General features: G+C 58.0%; 13 protein-coding genes. 1 reads left to right on the forward strand and 12 read right to left on the reverse strand.

Translation table 11 applies throughout. The features are described 5' to 3' along the window. Positions 1 to 10: 10 nt before the first annotated feature. Positions 11 to 1,429 (reverse strand): mannose-1-phosphate guanylyltransferase/mannose-6-phosphate isomerase, encoded by a 1,419-nt coding sequence (locus ACCD07_RS15745; protein ID WP_353404261.1) that lies wholly within the window; start codon positions 1,427 to 1,429, stop codon positions 11 to 13. Further along, positions 1,426 to 2,595 carry an NDP-sugar synthase gene (locus ACCD07_RS15750; protein ID WP_353404260.1) on the reverse strand — a complete coding sequence of 390 codons (1,170 nt, stop codon included), beginning with the start codon at positions 2,593 to 2,595 and terminating at the stop codon, positions 1,426 to 1,428. Before ACCD07_RS15750 ends, ACCD07_RS15745 begins: the two co-directional genes overlap by 4 nt. A 273-nt stretch (positions 2,596 to 2,868) precedes the next feature. On the opposite strand from ACCD07_RS15750, the gene ACCD07_RS15755 reads away from it, so the two are divergent. After that, on the forward strand, positions 2,869 to 3,924 hold the full coding sequence (locus ACCD07_RS15755) for an acyltransferase family protein (RefSeq protein ID WP_413447884.1): 1,056 nt from the start codon (positions 2,869 to 2,871) through the stop codon (positions 3,922 to 3,924). A gap of 1 nt (position 3,925) precedes the next feature. Here ACCD07_RS15755 and ACCD07_RS15760 read toward each other — a convergent pair whose 3' ends face one another. From ACCD07_RS15760 to ACCD07_RS15805, 10 genes are all read right to left on the reverse strand, one after another. Beyond that, positions 3,926 to 4,867: an acyltransferase family protein gene (locus ACCD07_RS15760; protein ID WP_413447885.1), complete on the reverse strand. Its 942-nt coding sequence runs from the start codon at positions 4,865 to 4,867 to the stop codon at positions 3,926 to 3,928. A gap of 41 nt (positions 4,868 to 4,908) precedes the next feature. Then, complete coding sequence (locus tag ACCD07_RS15765; RefSeq protein ID WP_353404254.1) at positions 4,909 to 5,778, reverse strand: hypothetical protein; 870 nt, start codon at positions 5,776 to 5,778, stop codon at positions 4,909 to 4,911. A gap of 40 nt (positions 5,779 to 5,818) precedes the next feature. Beyond that, positions 5,819 to 6,904, reverse strand: a complete 1,086-nt coding sequence (locus ACCD07_RS15770) for a Gfo/Idh/MocA family protein (protein WP_353404253.1) — start codon at positions 6,902 to 6,904, stop codon at positions 5,819 to 5,821. A 38-nt stretch (positions 6,905 to 6,942) separates the two neighbouring features. Beyond that, on the reverse strand, positions 6,943 to 8,067 hold the full coding sequence (locus ACCD07_RS15775; protein WP_353404252.1) for a DUF1972 domain-containing protein: 1,125 nt from the start codon (positions 8,065 to 8,067) through the stop codon (positions 6,943 to 6,945). Positions 8,068 to 8,185: 118 nt separating this feature from the next. Then, positions 8,186 to 9,295 carry a glycosyltransferase family 4 protein gene (locus ACCD07_RS15780; protein WP_353404251.1) on the reverse strand — a complete coding sequence of 370 codons (1,110 nt, stop codon included), beginning with the start codon at positions 9,293 to 9,295 and terminating at the stop codon, positions 8,186 to 8,188. Between the two features lie 20 nt (positions 9,296 to 9,315). Continuing rightward, positions 9,316 to 10,554 carry a glycosyltransferase gene (locus tag ACCD07_RS15785; RefSeq protein ID WP_353404250.1) on the reverse strand — a complete coding sequence of 413 codons (1,239 nt, stop codon included), beginning with the start codon at positions 10,552 to 10,554 and terminating at the stop codon, positions 9,316 to 9,318. A 161-nt stretch (positions 10,555 to 10,715) separates the two neighbouring features. Next, positions 10,716 to 11,831 (reverse strand): glycoside hydrolase family 99-like domain-containing protein, encoded by a 1,116-nt coding sequence (locus ACCD07_RS15790; protein WP_413447886.1) that lies wholly within the window; start codon positions 11,829 to 11,831, stop codon positions 10,716 to 10,718. Between the two features lie 46 nt (positions 11,832 to 11,877). Beyond that, positions 11,878 to 12,858 (reverse strand): glycosyltransferase family 2 protein, encoded by a 981-nt coding sequence (locus ACCD07_RS15795; RefSeq protein ID WP_413447887.1) that lies wholly within the window; start codon positions 12,856 to 12,858, stop codon positions 11,878 to 11,880. Beyond that, complete coding sequence (locus tag ACCD07_RS15800) at positions 12,858 to 14,315, reverse strand: O-antigen ligase family protein (protein ID WP_413447888.1); 1,458 nt, start codon at positions 14,313 to 14,315, stop codon at positions 12,858 to 12,860. The genes ACCD07_RS15795 and ACCD07_RS15800 overlap by 1 nt, the downstream gene beginning before the upstream one ends. 1 nt (position 14,316) lies before the next feature. Beyond that, the gene (locus tag ACCD07_RS15805; RefSeq protein ID WP_353404246.1) at positions 14,317 to 15,486 is read right to left on the reverse strand and encodes a polysaccharide pyruvyl transferase family protein; all 1,170 of its coding nucleotides are present in this window, start codon (positions 15,484 to 15,486) and stop codon (positions 14,317 to 14,319) included. Positions 15,487 to 15,530: the final 44 nt, after the last annotated feature.

Here is a 15,530-nt window from a genome sequence, read left to right on the forward strand (position 1 = left end):
CGCCGCAACATCAGGCGCGCTGGTAGACGTCCTCGAAACGCACGATATCGTCCTCGCCGAGGTAGCTGCCGGACTGCACTTCGATCAGGTGCAGCGGCAACTTGCCCGGGTTCTCAAGCCGGTGGTTCATGCCGATCGGAATGTAGGTGGACTCGTTTTCGGTCAGCAGCGTGATGGTATCGCCACAGGTAACGCGGGCGGTGCCGCTGACGACGATCCAGTGCTCGGCACGGTGGTGGTGCATTTGCAGCGACAGCTTGCCGCCCGGATTGACGGTGATGCGCTTGACCTGGAAGCGCTCGCCGATGTCGATGCCCTCGTAGCAGCCCCATGGACGATAGACTTTCGTGTGGTGCAGATGCTCGGTGCGGTCCTTGGCCTTCAGGTGATCGACGATCTGCTTGACGCGCTGGACTTGATCCTTGTGCACCACCAGCACGGCGTCGGCGGTTTCCACCACGATCAGGTCCTTGACGCCGACCACGGCCACGATGCGGCTCTCGGCGCGCACCAGCGAGCCGGAGACATTGTCCAGGTAGACATCGCCGCGCTGCACATTGCCCTGGGCGTCGCCCGGCTGCACGTCATGCAGCGCCGACCACGAGCCGACGTCGCTCCAGCCGATGTCGGCCGGCACCACCACCGCGTGCCGGGTGTGCTCCATCACCGCGTAATCGATCGAATCGGACGGCGCGCTGGTGAATGCGGCCTCGTCGAGGCGGCAGAAGTCCAGATCGCGGTAGTCGCCCTTGACCGCCGCTTCGCAGGCGGCCGCCATGGCTGGCTGAAACTCCTTGAGTTCGCTCAGATAGCGGTCGGCGCGGAACATGAACATGCCGCTGTTCCAGAAGAAGTTGCCGGCCGAAACAAAGCCCTTGGCCGTTTCCATATCAGGCTTTTCGACAAAGCGGTCGACCGCAAAGCCGTTGTTGCCGCCAGCGACGGCCTTGCCGCTCTGGATGTAGCCGTAGCCGGTTTCCGGACCGGTCGGCACGATGCCGAAGGTGGCCAGCGCGCCGTCGGCGGCCAGCGCCGCGGCCTGGCCGACGGCCGCGTAGAAGGCATCGACGTTCTCGATCACGTGATCGGCCGGCAGCACCAGCATCATCGCGTCCGGATCGATGGCCGTCAGGTAGTTGGCGGCGACAGCCACCGCCGGCGCGGTGTTACGGCCGACCGGTTCGAGCAGGATGCCCAGCGGGGCGGTCTTGATTTCACGCATCTGCTCAGCCACCAGGAAGCGGTGCTCGTTGCCGCACACCACCAGCGGCGCCATCATGCCGGGATAGCCGGCCAGGCGCAGCGCGGTTTCCTGCAGCATGGTCCGGTCCGACACCAGCGGCAGCAGCTGCTTGGGCAGCGCCGCGCGCGACAAAGGCCATAAACGGGTGCCGGCGCCGCCGGACAGTATGACTGGATAGATTTTCATAGGATTGTAATAGCTTTCTCTTCTCGATTAACTTCGTTACTGTTTTCCGCGCGACGCTTGTTGCGGCGGTCGCGCGCATTGGCCCATTCATCCGAATCGTAGTCCGACACGTGCCGCATCTCTCCAGAACGGTCGACACTGTAGTCTTTGAACACGATCATTTCATCAAGCGAAACATCTGGTAACACGCGGGTATATTCGAACAGCACGCTGCGCACCACGCTGGCGCCCTCGCACACATGGCTGCCATGACCGATCCAGCTCGGGCCGACGATGGTCACGCCCGCTTCGATACGCGAGCCGGAACCGATGTACACCGGTCCCTGGATGCGCGTGCCCTTCCAGTCGATGCTGGTGTTCAAGCCCACCCACAGCCCCTCCTCCACCTGAATGCCGGGCACGTCCAGATGGGCCACTTCGCCCATCAGCACGCTCTGGCACACTTCCCAGTAATCCTTGACACTGCCGATGTCGATCCAGTTGAACGGCCGCTGCTGCGCGTAAAACGGCAGGCCCTTCTCGGTCAGCAGCGGAAACAGGTCCGAGCCGATGTCGAACTGGCGGTCCGACGGGATCAGGTCCAGCACTTCCGGCTCGAAGATGTAGATGCCGGTGCTGACGAAGTTCGACAGCGCCTCTTCCTTGCTAGGCTTTTCCTGGAACGACTGGATGCGGCCGTTCTTGTCGCTGACCACCACGCCATAACTCGACACGCTGTCCCAAGGCACTTCCTTGGTCACCACCGAGGCCAGCGCGCCCTTGCGCTTGTGCTCGAACAGCGCAGACTTGATGTCGAGGTCGATCAGCGCATCGCCGCACAACACGATCGTGGTCTCGTCGAAGAAGCCGCCGAAGTTCTGGATCTTCTTCATTCCGCCCGCAGAACCCAAGGGCTCCGGCACCACCTCGCCGTAGTTGTTGGTGTAGCCTTCGAAGGAGTAACCGATCTGCACGCCGTACTGATGGCCTTCACCGAAATAATCCTCGATTTTCTCATGCAAATAGCTGACGTTGACCATGATCTCCGTCACGCCGTACTTGGCCAGATGCTCGATCAGATAGGCCATCACCGGCTTGCCCAGGATAGGAATCATGGGCTTGGGCAAATCATAGGTCAATGGACGCACCCGCGTGCCCTTGCCCGCAGCCAATATCATTGCTTTCATGTAAACCCTCTCTGTTAACTCCGCGTGAAAGCATACTATATGATTGAGCAAGTATTGCTGTCGCCCGTCACACACATCGGCCGCTTTAATATGGCTATGCAGCATCTCATCCACACCACCGTCACAGTCATCGTCGTGCAGAAATTCGCCGCGGCGCAGCATATTTGCTATGTTACAATATAATACAAAGAACATCCATCAGACCACATGTTTTTTTCATCACAATGATGATTAAACGATATCATTACACTTCAATACTAACCAAGGGATGATATGAGCACATCGAAAGCCCGGCTTCAATTCCTGGATGCCTTGAGAGGTATCGCCGTCTTTCTGGTTATCTTCAGCCACATCATGCACGAACGTTCGCAATTGGCTCAACTGATCGACGCCAACTACTTTCAAATCGGCCAAGCCGGCGTCTCGTTGTTTTTCCTGATCAGCGGCTACATCATTCCCAAGTCATTGAATGCATCGCCGAGCCTCAAGGTGTTCTGGCTGCACCGTTTTTTCCGGCTGTACCCTGCGTACTGGGTCTGCCTGATTACCGTGCTGCTGTTCGCCAGTGCGGGCTTGTACCATTTTCAGGAAACCCTCAGCCCGTTCGGCATGGCAGTCAATTTCACGATGATGCAGGGATTCGTCGGCATCAAGAACGCGATCAATGTCTTCTGGAGCCTGAAGTTCGAAATGGCGTTTTATTTCTTAATGACGGCCCTCTCAGTGACAGGCATGCTGAAGCGCCCTTTCCTTATTTTTGTGGGTTATTCCTTGCTAACGGCAGGACTGGCGCTGGGCATGAAATTCGGAATGCATAAATTTTTCGCCTACGGTGTCTTCAATCTGGAATTGATGCTACTGGGCTGGGTTCTGGCCGAATGGCATATGAAAAGGCTTGCCGGCAAATACGCCGCCGCCGGCGTTGCGCTGGGTCTGTTGACGACGGCGATTGCTGCCTACGCGGCCTTCGCCGGCAGGACCGAGGAACTGGCCGTCGGCACGCTGAGCCTGGTTCCCATGGCGAGCGCCTGGGGCGCGAGCATCGTGTTCTTTGTTGCCGCCCTGTTGACCACCGAATACGTCCGCTGGCCGCGCTGGCTGGCATGGATGGGCACGGTCAGCTATTCCGCCTACCTGCTGCACCCCATCGTCATCGGCGTCAGCCAAAACCTGATACCGGTCGGTCCGTTGCTGGTGTCCACGCAGTTCGGCCTGTCCTTTGTATTGGCTTGGCTGGGTTATCGCTATATTGAAACGCCGTCCATCGCCTACGGCAAAAAGGTTGGCAACCGTTTTATGCCGGCCGCGCGGCAGGCTGCCCGCGTCTGAACTAGACGATATATCTGGCCAGACGCGGCAGCGTTTTTCTGAACGCCCAGACTGAGAGCGCCGAGGCCACAAACACCACGCAAGGCAGAACCATTTGCGGCATCGGTACCAGTTTCGGCAAAAGTTTGAGCCAGAAAACGTGGCAGAGGTAGATACCCAGCGTACATTCGGATAGCCCGCTAACGTTGAACGACGGCGGCAGCTGCCACTCTGGCAGCAGCGTCACGGCCGCTGCGGACACGCCCAGCAGATAGGGAACGCCTATGCCACGCATCGACAGGGTAAACCACACGATCGTCAGCAGCACCGCCGCCACCAACGCCAACTGCACGGGGCGCGCCAAGACCTTGCAATTGGCGAAAAACACTCCGAGGAACACTGCGGCAGCCGCATGCATATACTGCGCATACGGGTAATTCAGCGCTAGCGAAGGGCCGCGCCACAGCCTGCAGGAGAGCAACAAGCACAGCGCCAGTGTCACGCTGCCATATGCCAGAGTTCGCTCGCCCAGCGGCCGCTTGACCCGGTCAAACAGTACAATGACAATCCAGATGAAGGGTAAGTACCACAAGTGCACGCTGCTGCCGAGCAGTACGCCCGCGACCAAGCCATGGTCCAGTGGTACAAAAGGCTCATGTTTCGCCAGGTTCAGACAGCCAAAGAATATGAACCACACTAGCCACGGCAACAGTAATACTCGTGCGCGCTGCGCGACCGGCTTGGGCGGCGTGCTGCCCAAGGTGGCAAAATACATGGAAATAATGATGAACGCGACGAGGCCGGCGTAGCCGATATCCTGACCGGGTATTGCAATATTATGGAACCAGACGATACCGAACGCGCTGACGATACGCAGCACTTCGATTTCCTGGCGGCGAGCGGCGCGCGGCGCGCCGGTCCTGGGCTCACCTTCGGCATATGCCTTGTCGAATGTAGAAATCATCTGCTGTTAGGCGCAGCGCGGCGCTGCCGCCGCGCACTGGCTTACACCGCGTCCTTCCAATTCTCTTGAACCAACTGGCGGGTACTGCGGATGTTGCCGCGACTGGAGGCACCAAACACGATCGATTCGATGTTGGGCTGTTCGCAAACCCAGTCGATCGCCTCTTTCGGCGGAATCGCGCCCGATGCGAAGACCGACATCGCGATCGCGCGGAACTTACGATTGCGCAATGCGTCCTCGTATGCCTCAACGCCGCCGGACACGCGGAAGCCAATCTTGTTGATGTTCGAGCACACGATGGGATTCTCTATGCCCAGCTCATCCAGCACATCGAGCAGCTTAGGCAAGTTCATCGTGATGAATCCCGGCTCGGCGTTGTAACGCTTCTTCACGTGATCCGCGAAAATCGAAAACGCCTCCTTGAAACCCAGGCCCAGCAGCAGGTCAACCACGACGTTCTGCAAAAAGATGACCGGTGTCTTCAATCCTTGGAACATCTTCATTTCAGCATCGATCAACAGCGTGGTGATGCCTTCGATGTCCTTGCGCGCCAGCGACATGCCGCCCCGCAGAGCCGCGTCCAGAAAGCCCTCGTCCGGCATAAAACGCTTGATCGCGCCCATCATGCCATAGTCGGTCATTGCGTTGGCGTACTTGTGCGCGTAAGGCATGCATGGGTAGAACGAGAAATCAGCGTAGCGCTCAGGCTGAGCACGCACTTTGTCGCAAACCTCGGCGATACGCTCGTGGGTTGTGCACATGAAAGTCTTGATGCCCTCGTCATAGGCGATGTCCAGCACCTCCATGATGGCCCCCGTGTCCTGAAAACGCATGGCTTGCGCCCGTGCTTTTTCTTCGGACATATGATTAACACCAAAGAATTGGTTGTCACCAAACAGCAAACGATCCATAACTTACTCCCTCAATTTATTCCGTGACGATGCGTGACAATTACAGACCAAAGAAACCGCGTTTTTTGCGCACCGGCTCAAACGTCGCTCCTTCAGCCAAGGTCGAAGGCCCTTTTTCCGCATCGGCTATCATCAGCGCGATCACCTTGTCGGTCGCGGCGGCGCTGGCGAAGGAATTCACGTTGTCGGCACGCGATTGCTGAATGCTGCTAACAAAGTAATCCAGCTGGGCGGTGTATTCCTCTCCACGCAGATAAAAGTCGACCGGCTCGGTCAGCTCGGTGGTGTAACGCACGTTCCAACCGACTTTATAGCCCTCGGGAATAACGGCGTCTTCGCGCAGGTACACTTGGCACTCTTGGCGGTCGGCATAGATACGGCCGGCCGGACCTTGGATCGTGATCTTGGTACTCATCTTGCGGTACGACTCATCGCTCCAGTTGACCGATACCTGAGCGCTTTTGCCACCGTCGAAATACAGGGTGCTGTAGACTTCGTCGTCGGTGTCCTTGGAGAAGACTTTATTCAGCACGGTACCGCCGACCCCCTTGGGCGCGCCAAAGTACCAGTTAACCAGATTGATCGGGTGTGCCGCGTAGTCGTAGAGGCAGCCCCCGCCCTCGGATCGCTGCGTACGCCAAGTCGAGCCCTTGGGTTTCAGCACCACAGGGCCATAGGCCTCGGCCAGCACATGGCTGACCTCGCCAATGACGTTGGCGTCGAGCAGACGCTTGACTTCCTGGAACGCACCGACAAAGCGGCAGTGGTAGCCGACTTGGTTGACCAAGCCTTTTTTCTGGGCTAACGCAGTCAATTCCTCGGCATCAGCCACCGTCAGGCAAAACGGCTTTTCGCAAAATACATGCAACCCGCGTTCCAGCGCCGCGCGAACCATGTCGGCATGGAAGCCCGATGGCGTGGCGATCAATACCGCGTCGAGCTCGACTTCTTTCAACATCAGGGCGTAATCCGAATAGGTTTTGACGCCCGTGTATTTGTTCAAGACATCCAGCAGGTAGGCGGTGCCGTCACAGACCGCCACCAGTTTCACATCCTTGTGAGCATTGATCATCGCGTGGTGCGACAAGCCCATTTTTCCCAGCCCGACTACGGCAACTCTAACCATTTTTCACCTCATCAAAATATTTATCAATGCAAAAAAATTCACCCCTGTCCGGCTATTTGCCCAGGCAAATAGCGCAGCAGCAGTTGTTCGTACTGGCCAGCGACGTGCTCCCAGGTAAATTCTTCAAAGAAGCGACGCTTGCTGTGCGCTCGCAGGCTCTGCAACACCTCCGGCGACTCCAGCAATTTCTCGACGCAGGCGCCAAAACTGGCGGCGTCACTGAAATACACGGCCGCCCCCTGCGCCACCCAGCGGTTATAGACGTTGTCGTGCGCGATCACGGCGTTGGTCGCAGCCATGGCCTCGACCAGCGACGGATTCGTGCCGCCAACGGTATGACCATGCACATAAGCGAGGCTGTGGAAGCGCAGCGCCTGCACCACCGCAGTGTCATAAATCGCACCGGGAAACACCACTTCATCGCTGGCCGCCGCCAGTACCTGACGGTGGTAATCGTCGATGTCCGGTTCATACTTGCCCAAGATTACCAGTTTGCAACCGCGCCGCTTGGCGGAAAAACCCTCGACCATTTCCAGGATCGAGTTTTCCGGGATGGGCCGTGCGATCAGATTCAGATACTGCCCCGGCACTAAGCCCAACGCGCGCACCGCATCTTCAGGCGCGTCGGCGACCGGATCGGCGCCATAAGTCAGCGTGCTGACCTTGCGCTGCGGCGCCCGGGTCAGCAGATGGGTCTCGATTTCGGGATGGTCGGCGATCAGGTGATTGCCGACGAAGCAGCCGATCCGTTCGTTGACATACAGAATGGTTTGCTTCATCCATCCCCAGCGCGCGCGCGACCACTCGATCCCATCCATATTAATGACGTTAGGGATGCCTTTGATGCGTTGCAGCGTATTGAACACCGCAGTGTTGTACCCAAAAGTCAGGCACAAGTCCTTGGTCCGGCAAGCGTGCTTAATCGACTTCAGGTCGAACTGGGAGGTGCCTTTCCAACCGCCGGCCTCGATCGGAATGGAAACGCGTTCGATGCCACGCCAGACATCCTCGACAATGGGGCCACGCCCCTTTGTCTGGCAGTAGACGATCACTCGCCAGCCCTTCCGCACCAAAAATAACGCAATATTTTCCGCTGCGGTTTCAAATCCGCCATAAGCGGCCGGCACGCCATGGGTGCCTAGTATTCGTACAGTTTTTCTCATTTTTTCATATCTGTTATTGCATCACACACGGCATTTTTTGCGCAGCGCAGCATTTAGTCCGGTAATTTTAACACCAAGACAATTAAACTGAGCAAATGCACAAGTAAATTTCAATGATTCATTTTCGATTCAGCGCTCGATAGCGCGCCGCCACAGCCTCGGCAGCGACGTCCCAGGAAAACTTCTGGGCCTGTGCCAGTCCGCGCGCGCGCAGGTCCGCACGGGTGGTCGGTTCGGTCACCACCCGCCGAATGGCGTTCGTCAGACCTTCGACATCGGTGGAGCCGACCAGCAAGCCAGCCGTTTCCACGACTTCGGTCAGGGCCGTGTTGTTGGCAACGATCACCGGCGCGCCACTGGCCATGGCTTCGAGCGGCGGCATGCCGAAACCTTCAGCCAGCGACGGATAGATAAAGGCCATGCAATGACGGTAGAGCACCGGCAATTCCGCTTCAGCAACATCCTCCAGGATCAATACTCGGTCGCGGAAGCGATTGCCCGCCACCTCATTGAACATCGCCTCGAAGCCGAAATCCTTCTGTCCCACGATGACCAGCTTGGGCGCATCGTCCCCCAGTTGAGCGTAGGCCTTGAGTAGCGTGACGTGGTTTTTGCGGGGCTCCAGGCGGCCGACGGTAAGTAAATATTCACCAGATGCCAGCCCGCGCCGTGCCAGCATGGCCTCGCCGTCCTGTCCGGGATAAAAGCGCCGGTAATCGACACCGTTGGGGGTGACGGTAATCTGCTCCGGACGCATGCGGTAGCGCCGCTCGATTTCTCCCTTGGAGAACTGGCTGACCGTAAATACATGCTCGGACTGGAAAGCGGCCAGCCGCATCAGCAAACGCGAACGTAAGCGGAAGAAAGGTTGGAAGAATTCCGGATGGCTCTCAAACAACACATCATGGATCGTTACCACCGTCTTCGACAACGACGGCAACGGGATAATATATTGCGAATGCATCAAATCCAGCCCCAGTTTGCGCTGCAGACGGGGCAGCTCCCAGGTCAACCGCCTGATCGCGCCGGTATGCGGCAAATGCTCCACTCTGACGTTCGGCAAATTGAAGGATGGATAGTTGCGTTTGAACTCGTCGACCTTGTCCAGCAGGCCAACAAACTCGATCTCCGGGCACAACTTCGCCACCCGGGAAAACACCTCCAGAACGTGCGAACGCGATCCCTGAAAGATCCCGTCCACCACATGCAAGTCCAGACCTACTCTCATTTTATATACCCCGTTATTTTCTAAGCTGTTGTCCGGATAGGCCGATGCGCGTCGATCGCGCGCCGCATGGCGGCCATTGCGGCAGATACCGCCTGCAGGGAGAACTGCTCGCGTCCGCGCACCCTGGCCGCGGCGTCGATGGCCGGCGCCTCCAGCCCCTCGATGATTTGATCGGCAAACGTTTGCGGGTCGGCAGCGACCCGGCACAATGACCGCAGCGACTGCGGCAAGCCGGCCACCCCTTGCGGCGTGCTAACGATAGGACGCTCGGTCATCAGCATATCCAGGGTTTTGACATTGACGCCGCTGCCGGACAATACTGGATTGAGCAGCAAGCCTGCCGCAGCCATCAGTCCAGGCGCGTCGGCGACGTTTGCGCGCAATTCCAGACGCGGGTCGGTATCGACCAGCGCGGTCACTTCAGCCAGCGGCATCGAACCGGCAATGGTCAACGGCACGTCAGGCCTCCGCTGCCAGACCAGTGGCATGACCTGCTCGACCAGCCAGCGCACTCCACGCACATTATTGGGCGCGCGCAGATTGCCCAGAAATAGCAATTGCGCACCAACGGCAGTGGTGGCCGCAGGCGCCGCGTCGAAAATAGCCTCTGGCAGAGGCGGCAGCCAGTGGCCGTTGCGAATACCTTCCGCCTGCCATATCTTCATATCATCGGCCGAAATATCAAAAGTGATTGCGGCAACCTTCATCAGCGAGAGCTCATATGCATGCAGATGCCAGCGCGCCAAGGTCCACGCCAAACGATTCTTGATACTGCTGGCAGCGGCAGCCTGGCCAGCAAAATAAGCGTGCTCGATATTATGCGAACGGTAAAACAGCGGTACATCCAACCGGGCGCTCAATTGGCGCGCGAACACGCCGCCATAAGGTGAGTCCAGCAATACCGCTTGCGGTTGAAATGCGCGCACGGACCGCATCAGCGGTCCTTGATCGGCACTATCGGCCCATCTTGCGGCCGCGTGAGACGGGATGCCGTTCAATATGCGCCATAAGCGCCGACCATCCTGACGCCAGCCGCGACGCTTGACGATGACCTGCACGGTCTCCGCCACCTGCTCGACCGCCCGCAGATGCTCCGCGGTGGGCTGGTCATAGTCGTCGCACCAGCACACGAGCATCACCGAGCAGCCCAAGCGCTGCAACGCACGCATGCGCCGCCACACGTCCGCCCTGCCGCCGTGATTTGGAGGATAAGGAAACTCCTGCGCGACAATCACCAGACGCAAATTATCATTCACCATGCGGCGCCGCCGAGGTGTAGTTCATATTGGATATCATTTACTCTCCGACCAAAAAAATTCCGCGTCTATACCGCTTGCTCCTCGTCAACGCCGCAGATACCGCGGGGCGACAACATAGCATGTCCCTCAGAAAGACACCACGCGATTGAATGGCTGGAGACTCACTTTTGCGTTCCGAATACCTGTTTCACTTTTTCCAGATACGAAAAACCGAATTTCTTGGTTGGCTCGATAAAAGAACCCTCTCCGAATTCATTCCAGCAGCAAATCACCCCCATCTTTTTGGTCTTTTCAGGCTCACTGAGCATCACCGCACGTGCGGCCTCCAGGTGTTTCTGGAACTGGACAGGATCGGCGATGGACATGTCATGCATAGGATCCGGGCTGGCCCCCCAAGGCCGGTGGTCCCATCCGGAGAGCATCGGCACCACGTAAATTCCCTCGACGTGACTCAGCATGTATTGCCACTGGTCGTCATACCCCTGGGCCAGCTCGGCATAGGAGCGGGTTTGCTGGCGTCCCCCGGCAAAACGCTTCAACGCCGGTCCATGCAGGTTATACGAAGAAAATCCGGTCCAGCCGCTCTGACGCGAATAATCCACGCCGTTGGGGCCGTTCGAAACCCCGCCAATAAAGGAAACCCCGCCAAGACCTGCATCCTTGAATATTTGATCGCCTATCGCCAGCAACTGTGCCGTGGTCATACCCAGCTTGGCCGCATTCTTATTTAACAAGCCAGCGGAAAAAATAAACACCACTGGTTTGCCGTCCACTCTCAAATACTCTTTGCGAAACCCATAACGATCAGCCCAGAATTGAAAGATGGTTTTGAACTGTTCCAGGCTAAACATGTAGTCGCTGTGACTGGTCCACATGATCGCAAACTGCACGTCATGACGATCCTTCGCTCGCAAATAAGCATTTAGCGCATGATCCAGATGGGTCTTGTTGTCACTTCCCCAATACCAGTCAAAAACCACGTAGTCTATGCCGTATTGATTCATCCAACCGAGTTGTTTCTCCATGACAGGAATATCCCCTTCGGCATACCAACCCAGCGTCGGTTCGCGTTCGGGAAACGGCTTGATTTTCTCCCACGGGTGGGGATACGGCCCGCCCAGTTGGTTATCTTTCCAGCCAGGAAAATAGTACACGCCGATTTTAAAATCATCGGCCGCGTGAGATGGCAGCAGCCAGCCCATGCCCAGCGCTGCTATCACCACGGCCGGTCCCAAGCGTCGCAAGACGCTACGGATATGCAACGGGATCAGGTTCATTTCAACCTCCAGTCAACTCGTTCATCGGCAGCCGGCGACGACCAGCTCATTTGGGTCGGGCCCGCGGTAATTGCAACATGCCCCGCAACGCCGAAGACACTTGCGGCCAGCGCCGCCGGTATACAAATTTTGCGACATCAATCAAGCTGAACAAAACTACTGTCAACAGATGGCGCGCATGGAATCGCGCGGTGAAGCGCAACCTGTTCTTGAACAGGTAATACACCGAAAGCGCCGAGCCACCCGTGGCGGCGGTGCCGATCGACGCCCCCTCCTTATGATAGACCACACTGGCCGGTGCATAACCGAGCGCGAAATGGGCGCGCCCGCGCGTACACCAGTCAATCTCCTCAAAATAGAGGAAATAGTCTTCCGTCATCAATCCCACCTGCTCGACAAAAGCCCGCCGCACCAGCATGGCCGCGCCAATGACATAAGACAATGAGGCTTCCACTGCCGCCGACGCCGCCGGCACTGCGGAGCGCGGCTCGAAGGCGCCGACATGCACCGAACTGCCCCGGGCGGGCGAATAGCGAGCGCCGCCGAAAGCCTGGACCTGATCGCGCTGATGGTAATACACCAGCGTCGAACCACACAAGCCGATGCGGCGGTCCTGCCGCATGCGTGCAATAGCCTGCGCCAGCGCATCAGGCTCGACCACGGTATCGTTATTCAACAGCCAGATGTATTCGCAAGCAGCATCACCCATCGCGTAGGCGATGCCTGGATTATTGCCTCCTGCAAAGCCCAAATTGCCGCCATTGTGCAGCAGCACAAATGCGTGGTCGGTGGTTGGCCGCGCCTGCGGCAACAAGCGATCCACCTCGGTCCAGCCAAACGCGCCGAAACGGCGATCCGCCCATGCGCGCAGTTGCGCAGCCGAACCGTCGCTAGATGCGTTATCGCACACCACCACGCGCAGTTCCACCCCGGTACTGGCCAGCAGGCTTTCCAGGCACTCCAGCGTATCGCGCCAGCCGTTCCAGTTCAAGATGACAACAAAGGCCTTGGCAGGAGGGCTCGCCATCAATGCCTTCCCGCGTGACGCGCGGTTTTGGTGGCCGACGCATCCGTCACAAAGCAGTTGGCGAAAATAATGATCATGAATACAAAGATCAGTACGCTGTAGGTATTCATGAACTCCGGCTGAGTGATGCACAGTCCCATGGTAATCGGGAAAAACGATAGACAGGCCAGCAACGTCACCCGTTGCTGGTCATTAACCTTCGGCAAGCCTCGGCGTGCGCCGTTCCAGGCACGCCAGTACAACAGCATCAGGCACAACAAGCCAGGGATGCCAAGCTTGACTGCGATGAACAGGTAACTGTTGTGAATATAGCGTACGTGCTCGTAAAACAAGCGCAGTTCATGTACCCATGGCCGATATTCGCCGCCCATGCCGACGCCGAATACCGGTGTACGCCGCAGCGTTATCATCGCCTCCTGATTTTCCAGTTCACGCCAGCCGTAGGAGGTCTTTTGCCCGCCCTCGTTTTGCACGCTGGACAGGCGGCTACTGATATTTTCTAGAACCGAAGGTTTGAACACAGCTAGCGTCCCCACGCTGAGCACAGCGCCCAGCGTGACCGTAACCAGCAACTTGGCCGAGCGCCCGGTACCGATGAAAAATACCGGCAACAGAATGCCAATAAACGTCCAAGCCCACAGACCGCGGCCGAAATTGACATATAGGCCAGCCAGCAGCAACAGCATCATGGGGCCGGCGACCAGCAGATTGACACGCTTGTAGAGGACCTGCAACATTAGCCAGATGATGGCCCAGGATACAAACAAAAATCCCGGCATCTGTACCCGCGTCACTTCCTCGCCAAAGCCCGAGGTGGTGCCTAGCGATGCCACCAAGCCCACCGCCACCACCTGCATTCCCGTAACCCATTGAAAAACAGCCAAGCCCACCACTGTTAGCGCGATGCCGACCATGACCCGCACCAGTTTGGGAATGCTGTCCTGCTGGCCAGCGGTCATGCGCCATAGAATGGGCAGCCACAGCCAATAAAGAAATGCCCGCCCATCGCGGTAAATATTCGGCACCTTGTTATGGAAATAGAAAATGGCCATGCCAAAAGACACAGCAACGATAATGGCAAATACCCACATCACCGTCGACAGGCGCGATGGCAATGGCGGCGCCATCTGTCTGGTACTCCATATCCGGAACGCAAGGACCATCATGGTGCCGACGGTGGCAGCATCGGCCAGCTTGAAATCCGGCGCTACGATTGCGATCAGCACATACACGCCGAAGCCTACCCAAGGCCAGATCCATAACATGCAGACATAAGCGACTGCGGCGGCCATGCCCAGATTCAGCCACCACGGCAGCATGACGCAGCATAGACCCAGAAACGCGGAAACCAGAAACACCGGCAACCAGAACACCAGCAGGGCCTTTAGACGAGCCCTGGAGAACAAACTCCCCAGTGCCGAGGAAAAACCGACGGAATAGCTGCGCAGTGTGTTCATATTATTTCCCCGTCGCAGCGCCAAGCACCTGCGTCAAGCTGGCCTCATAGCGCCCCAGACGCTGCTCGACCCGTTGCAGCCCTGCCCGCACCTGGCCGCGCAACTGCTCTCGCTGGCTGAAACCGTTACCAATCTTGGCGCAGACCGTATCCTCGCTGTCGACCTTGCAGTCGGCGATGGTGTCGTAGCCCAGCGTGCCGAACAGGCCGTTGAACTTGCGGCTGTATGCCATCGGCACCACCGGCACACCCGACGAAAACGCCGCGATGCAGGCGTGCATGCGCGCGCCGGTAAAGTAGTCGAGGCCGGCGATGTAGGACTTCGCTTCGCTCGGACGGCTGAACACCGGTGCCACGATCACACCGGGGAATTCCTCGGCCAGCGCCAAACCGCGTACGTAGTCGTCCTCGCTCGGCATGTGCGGCTCGATCACGTGGCCGACCAGATGCACCTCCACATTCGGCAGCGCCTGGAAGTGCTTGATCAGGCGACGGATGGTCGACGGATAGTCGATGCTCAGGCCGAACTGGTTGCCGCCGGTATAGCCGCCGTTGAACAGCAGGCCGGAGACGTTGATACCGACCCGGGTCTTCCCGTTGTCGGCGAACAGCTTGGCCTTGAACGGCAGGCGGAAGGCGACGTCGATGGCCTCATCGGTATTCTGCGTCACATCCAATTGCTTCAGATAAGCACTCGACAGGTTGTCGCGTGCGAACACGCGGCGACAACGCCCCATCACCTGCTTGGCAAGCATGCGCGCCGCCACGCCATCGAACGGGCCGATGGTCTGCGGCGCCAGGATCAGCGGCTTGCCCAGGCTGCAGACGATGTTCTTGCTGAGCCAGTAAAAGAAGAAACGCTTGAAGCCATAGATGTCGGCAAAGCTGTCGCCCTCGCCAATGTCGATGACCAGGTCGCAGCGCTTGATTTGTTCGCGGAAGCTGGAACGGAAAATTCGCACGCGCTGGTTCTCCAACACATGGCCGGCTTCGGCCAACTCGGCCGCCAATGCCGGCAGGTTTTCGGTGCCGGAACCGAGCACGATGAAGCGCACGCGCTGCCCCAACGACTCGGCCACGCCACGCACGATCGCGATGTTCGATTCAGTCAGCGCTCCGACGCCAAGGTTACCTGAGGATAAAGAATGCCAGAGCAAGCCAACCGTGATCATATATTTTCCTTTTACAACTCAGTGAAGGGGACAAACAGGGATTT

The organism is Duganella sp. Dugasp56 (assembly GCF_047304105.1).
In the GTDB taxonomy this organism is placed as follows: domain Bacteria; phylum Pseudomonadota; class Gammaproteobacteria; order Burkholderiales; family Burkholderiaceae_D; genus Rugamonas; species Rugamonas hordei.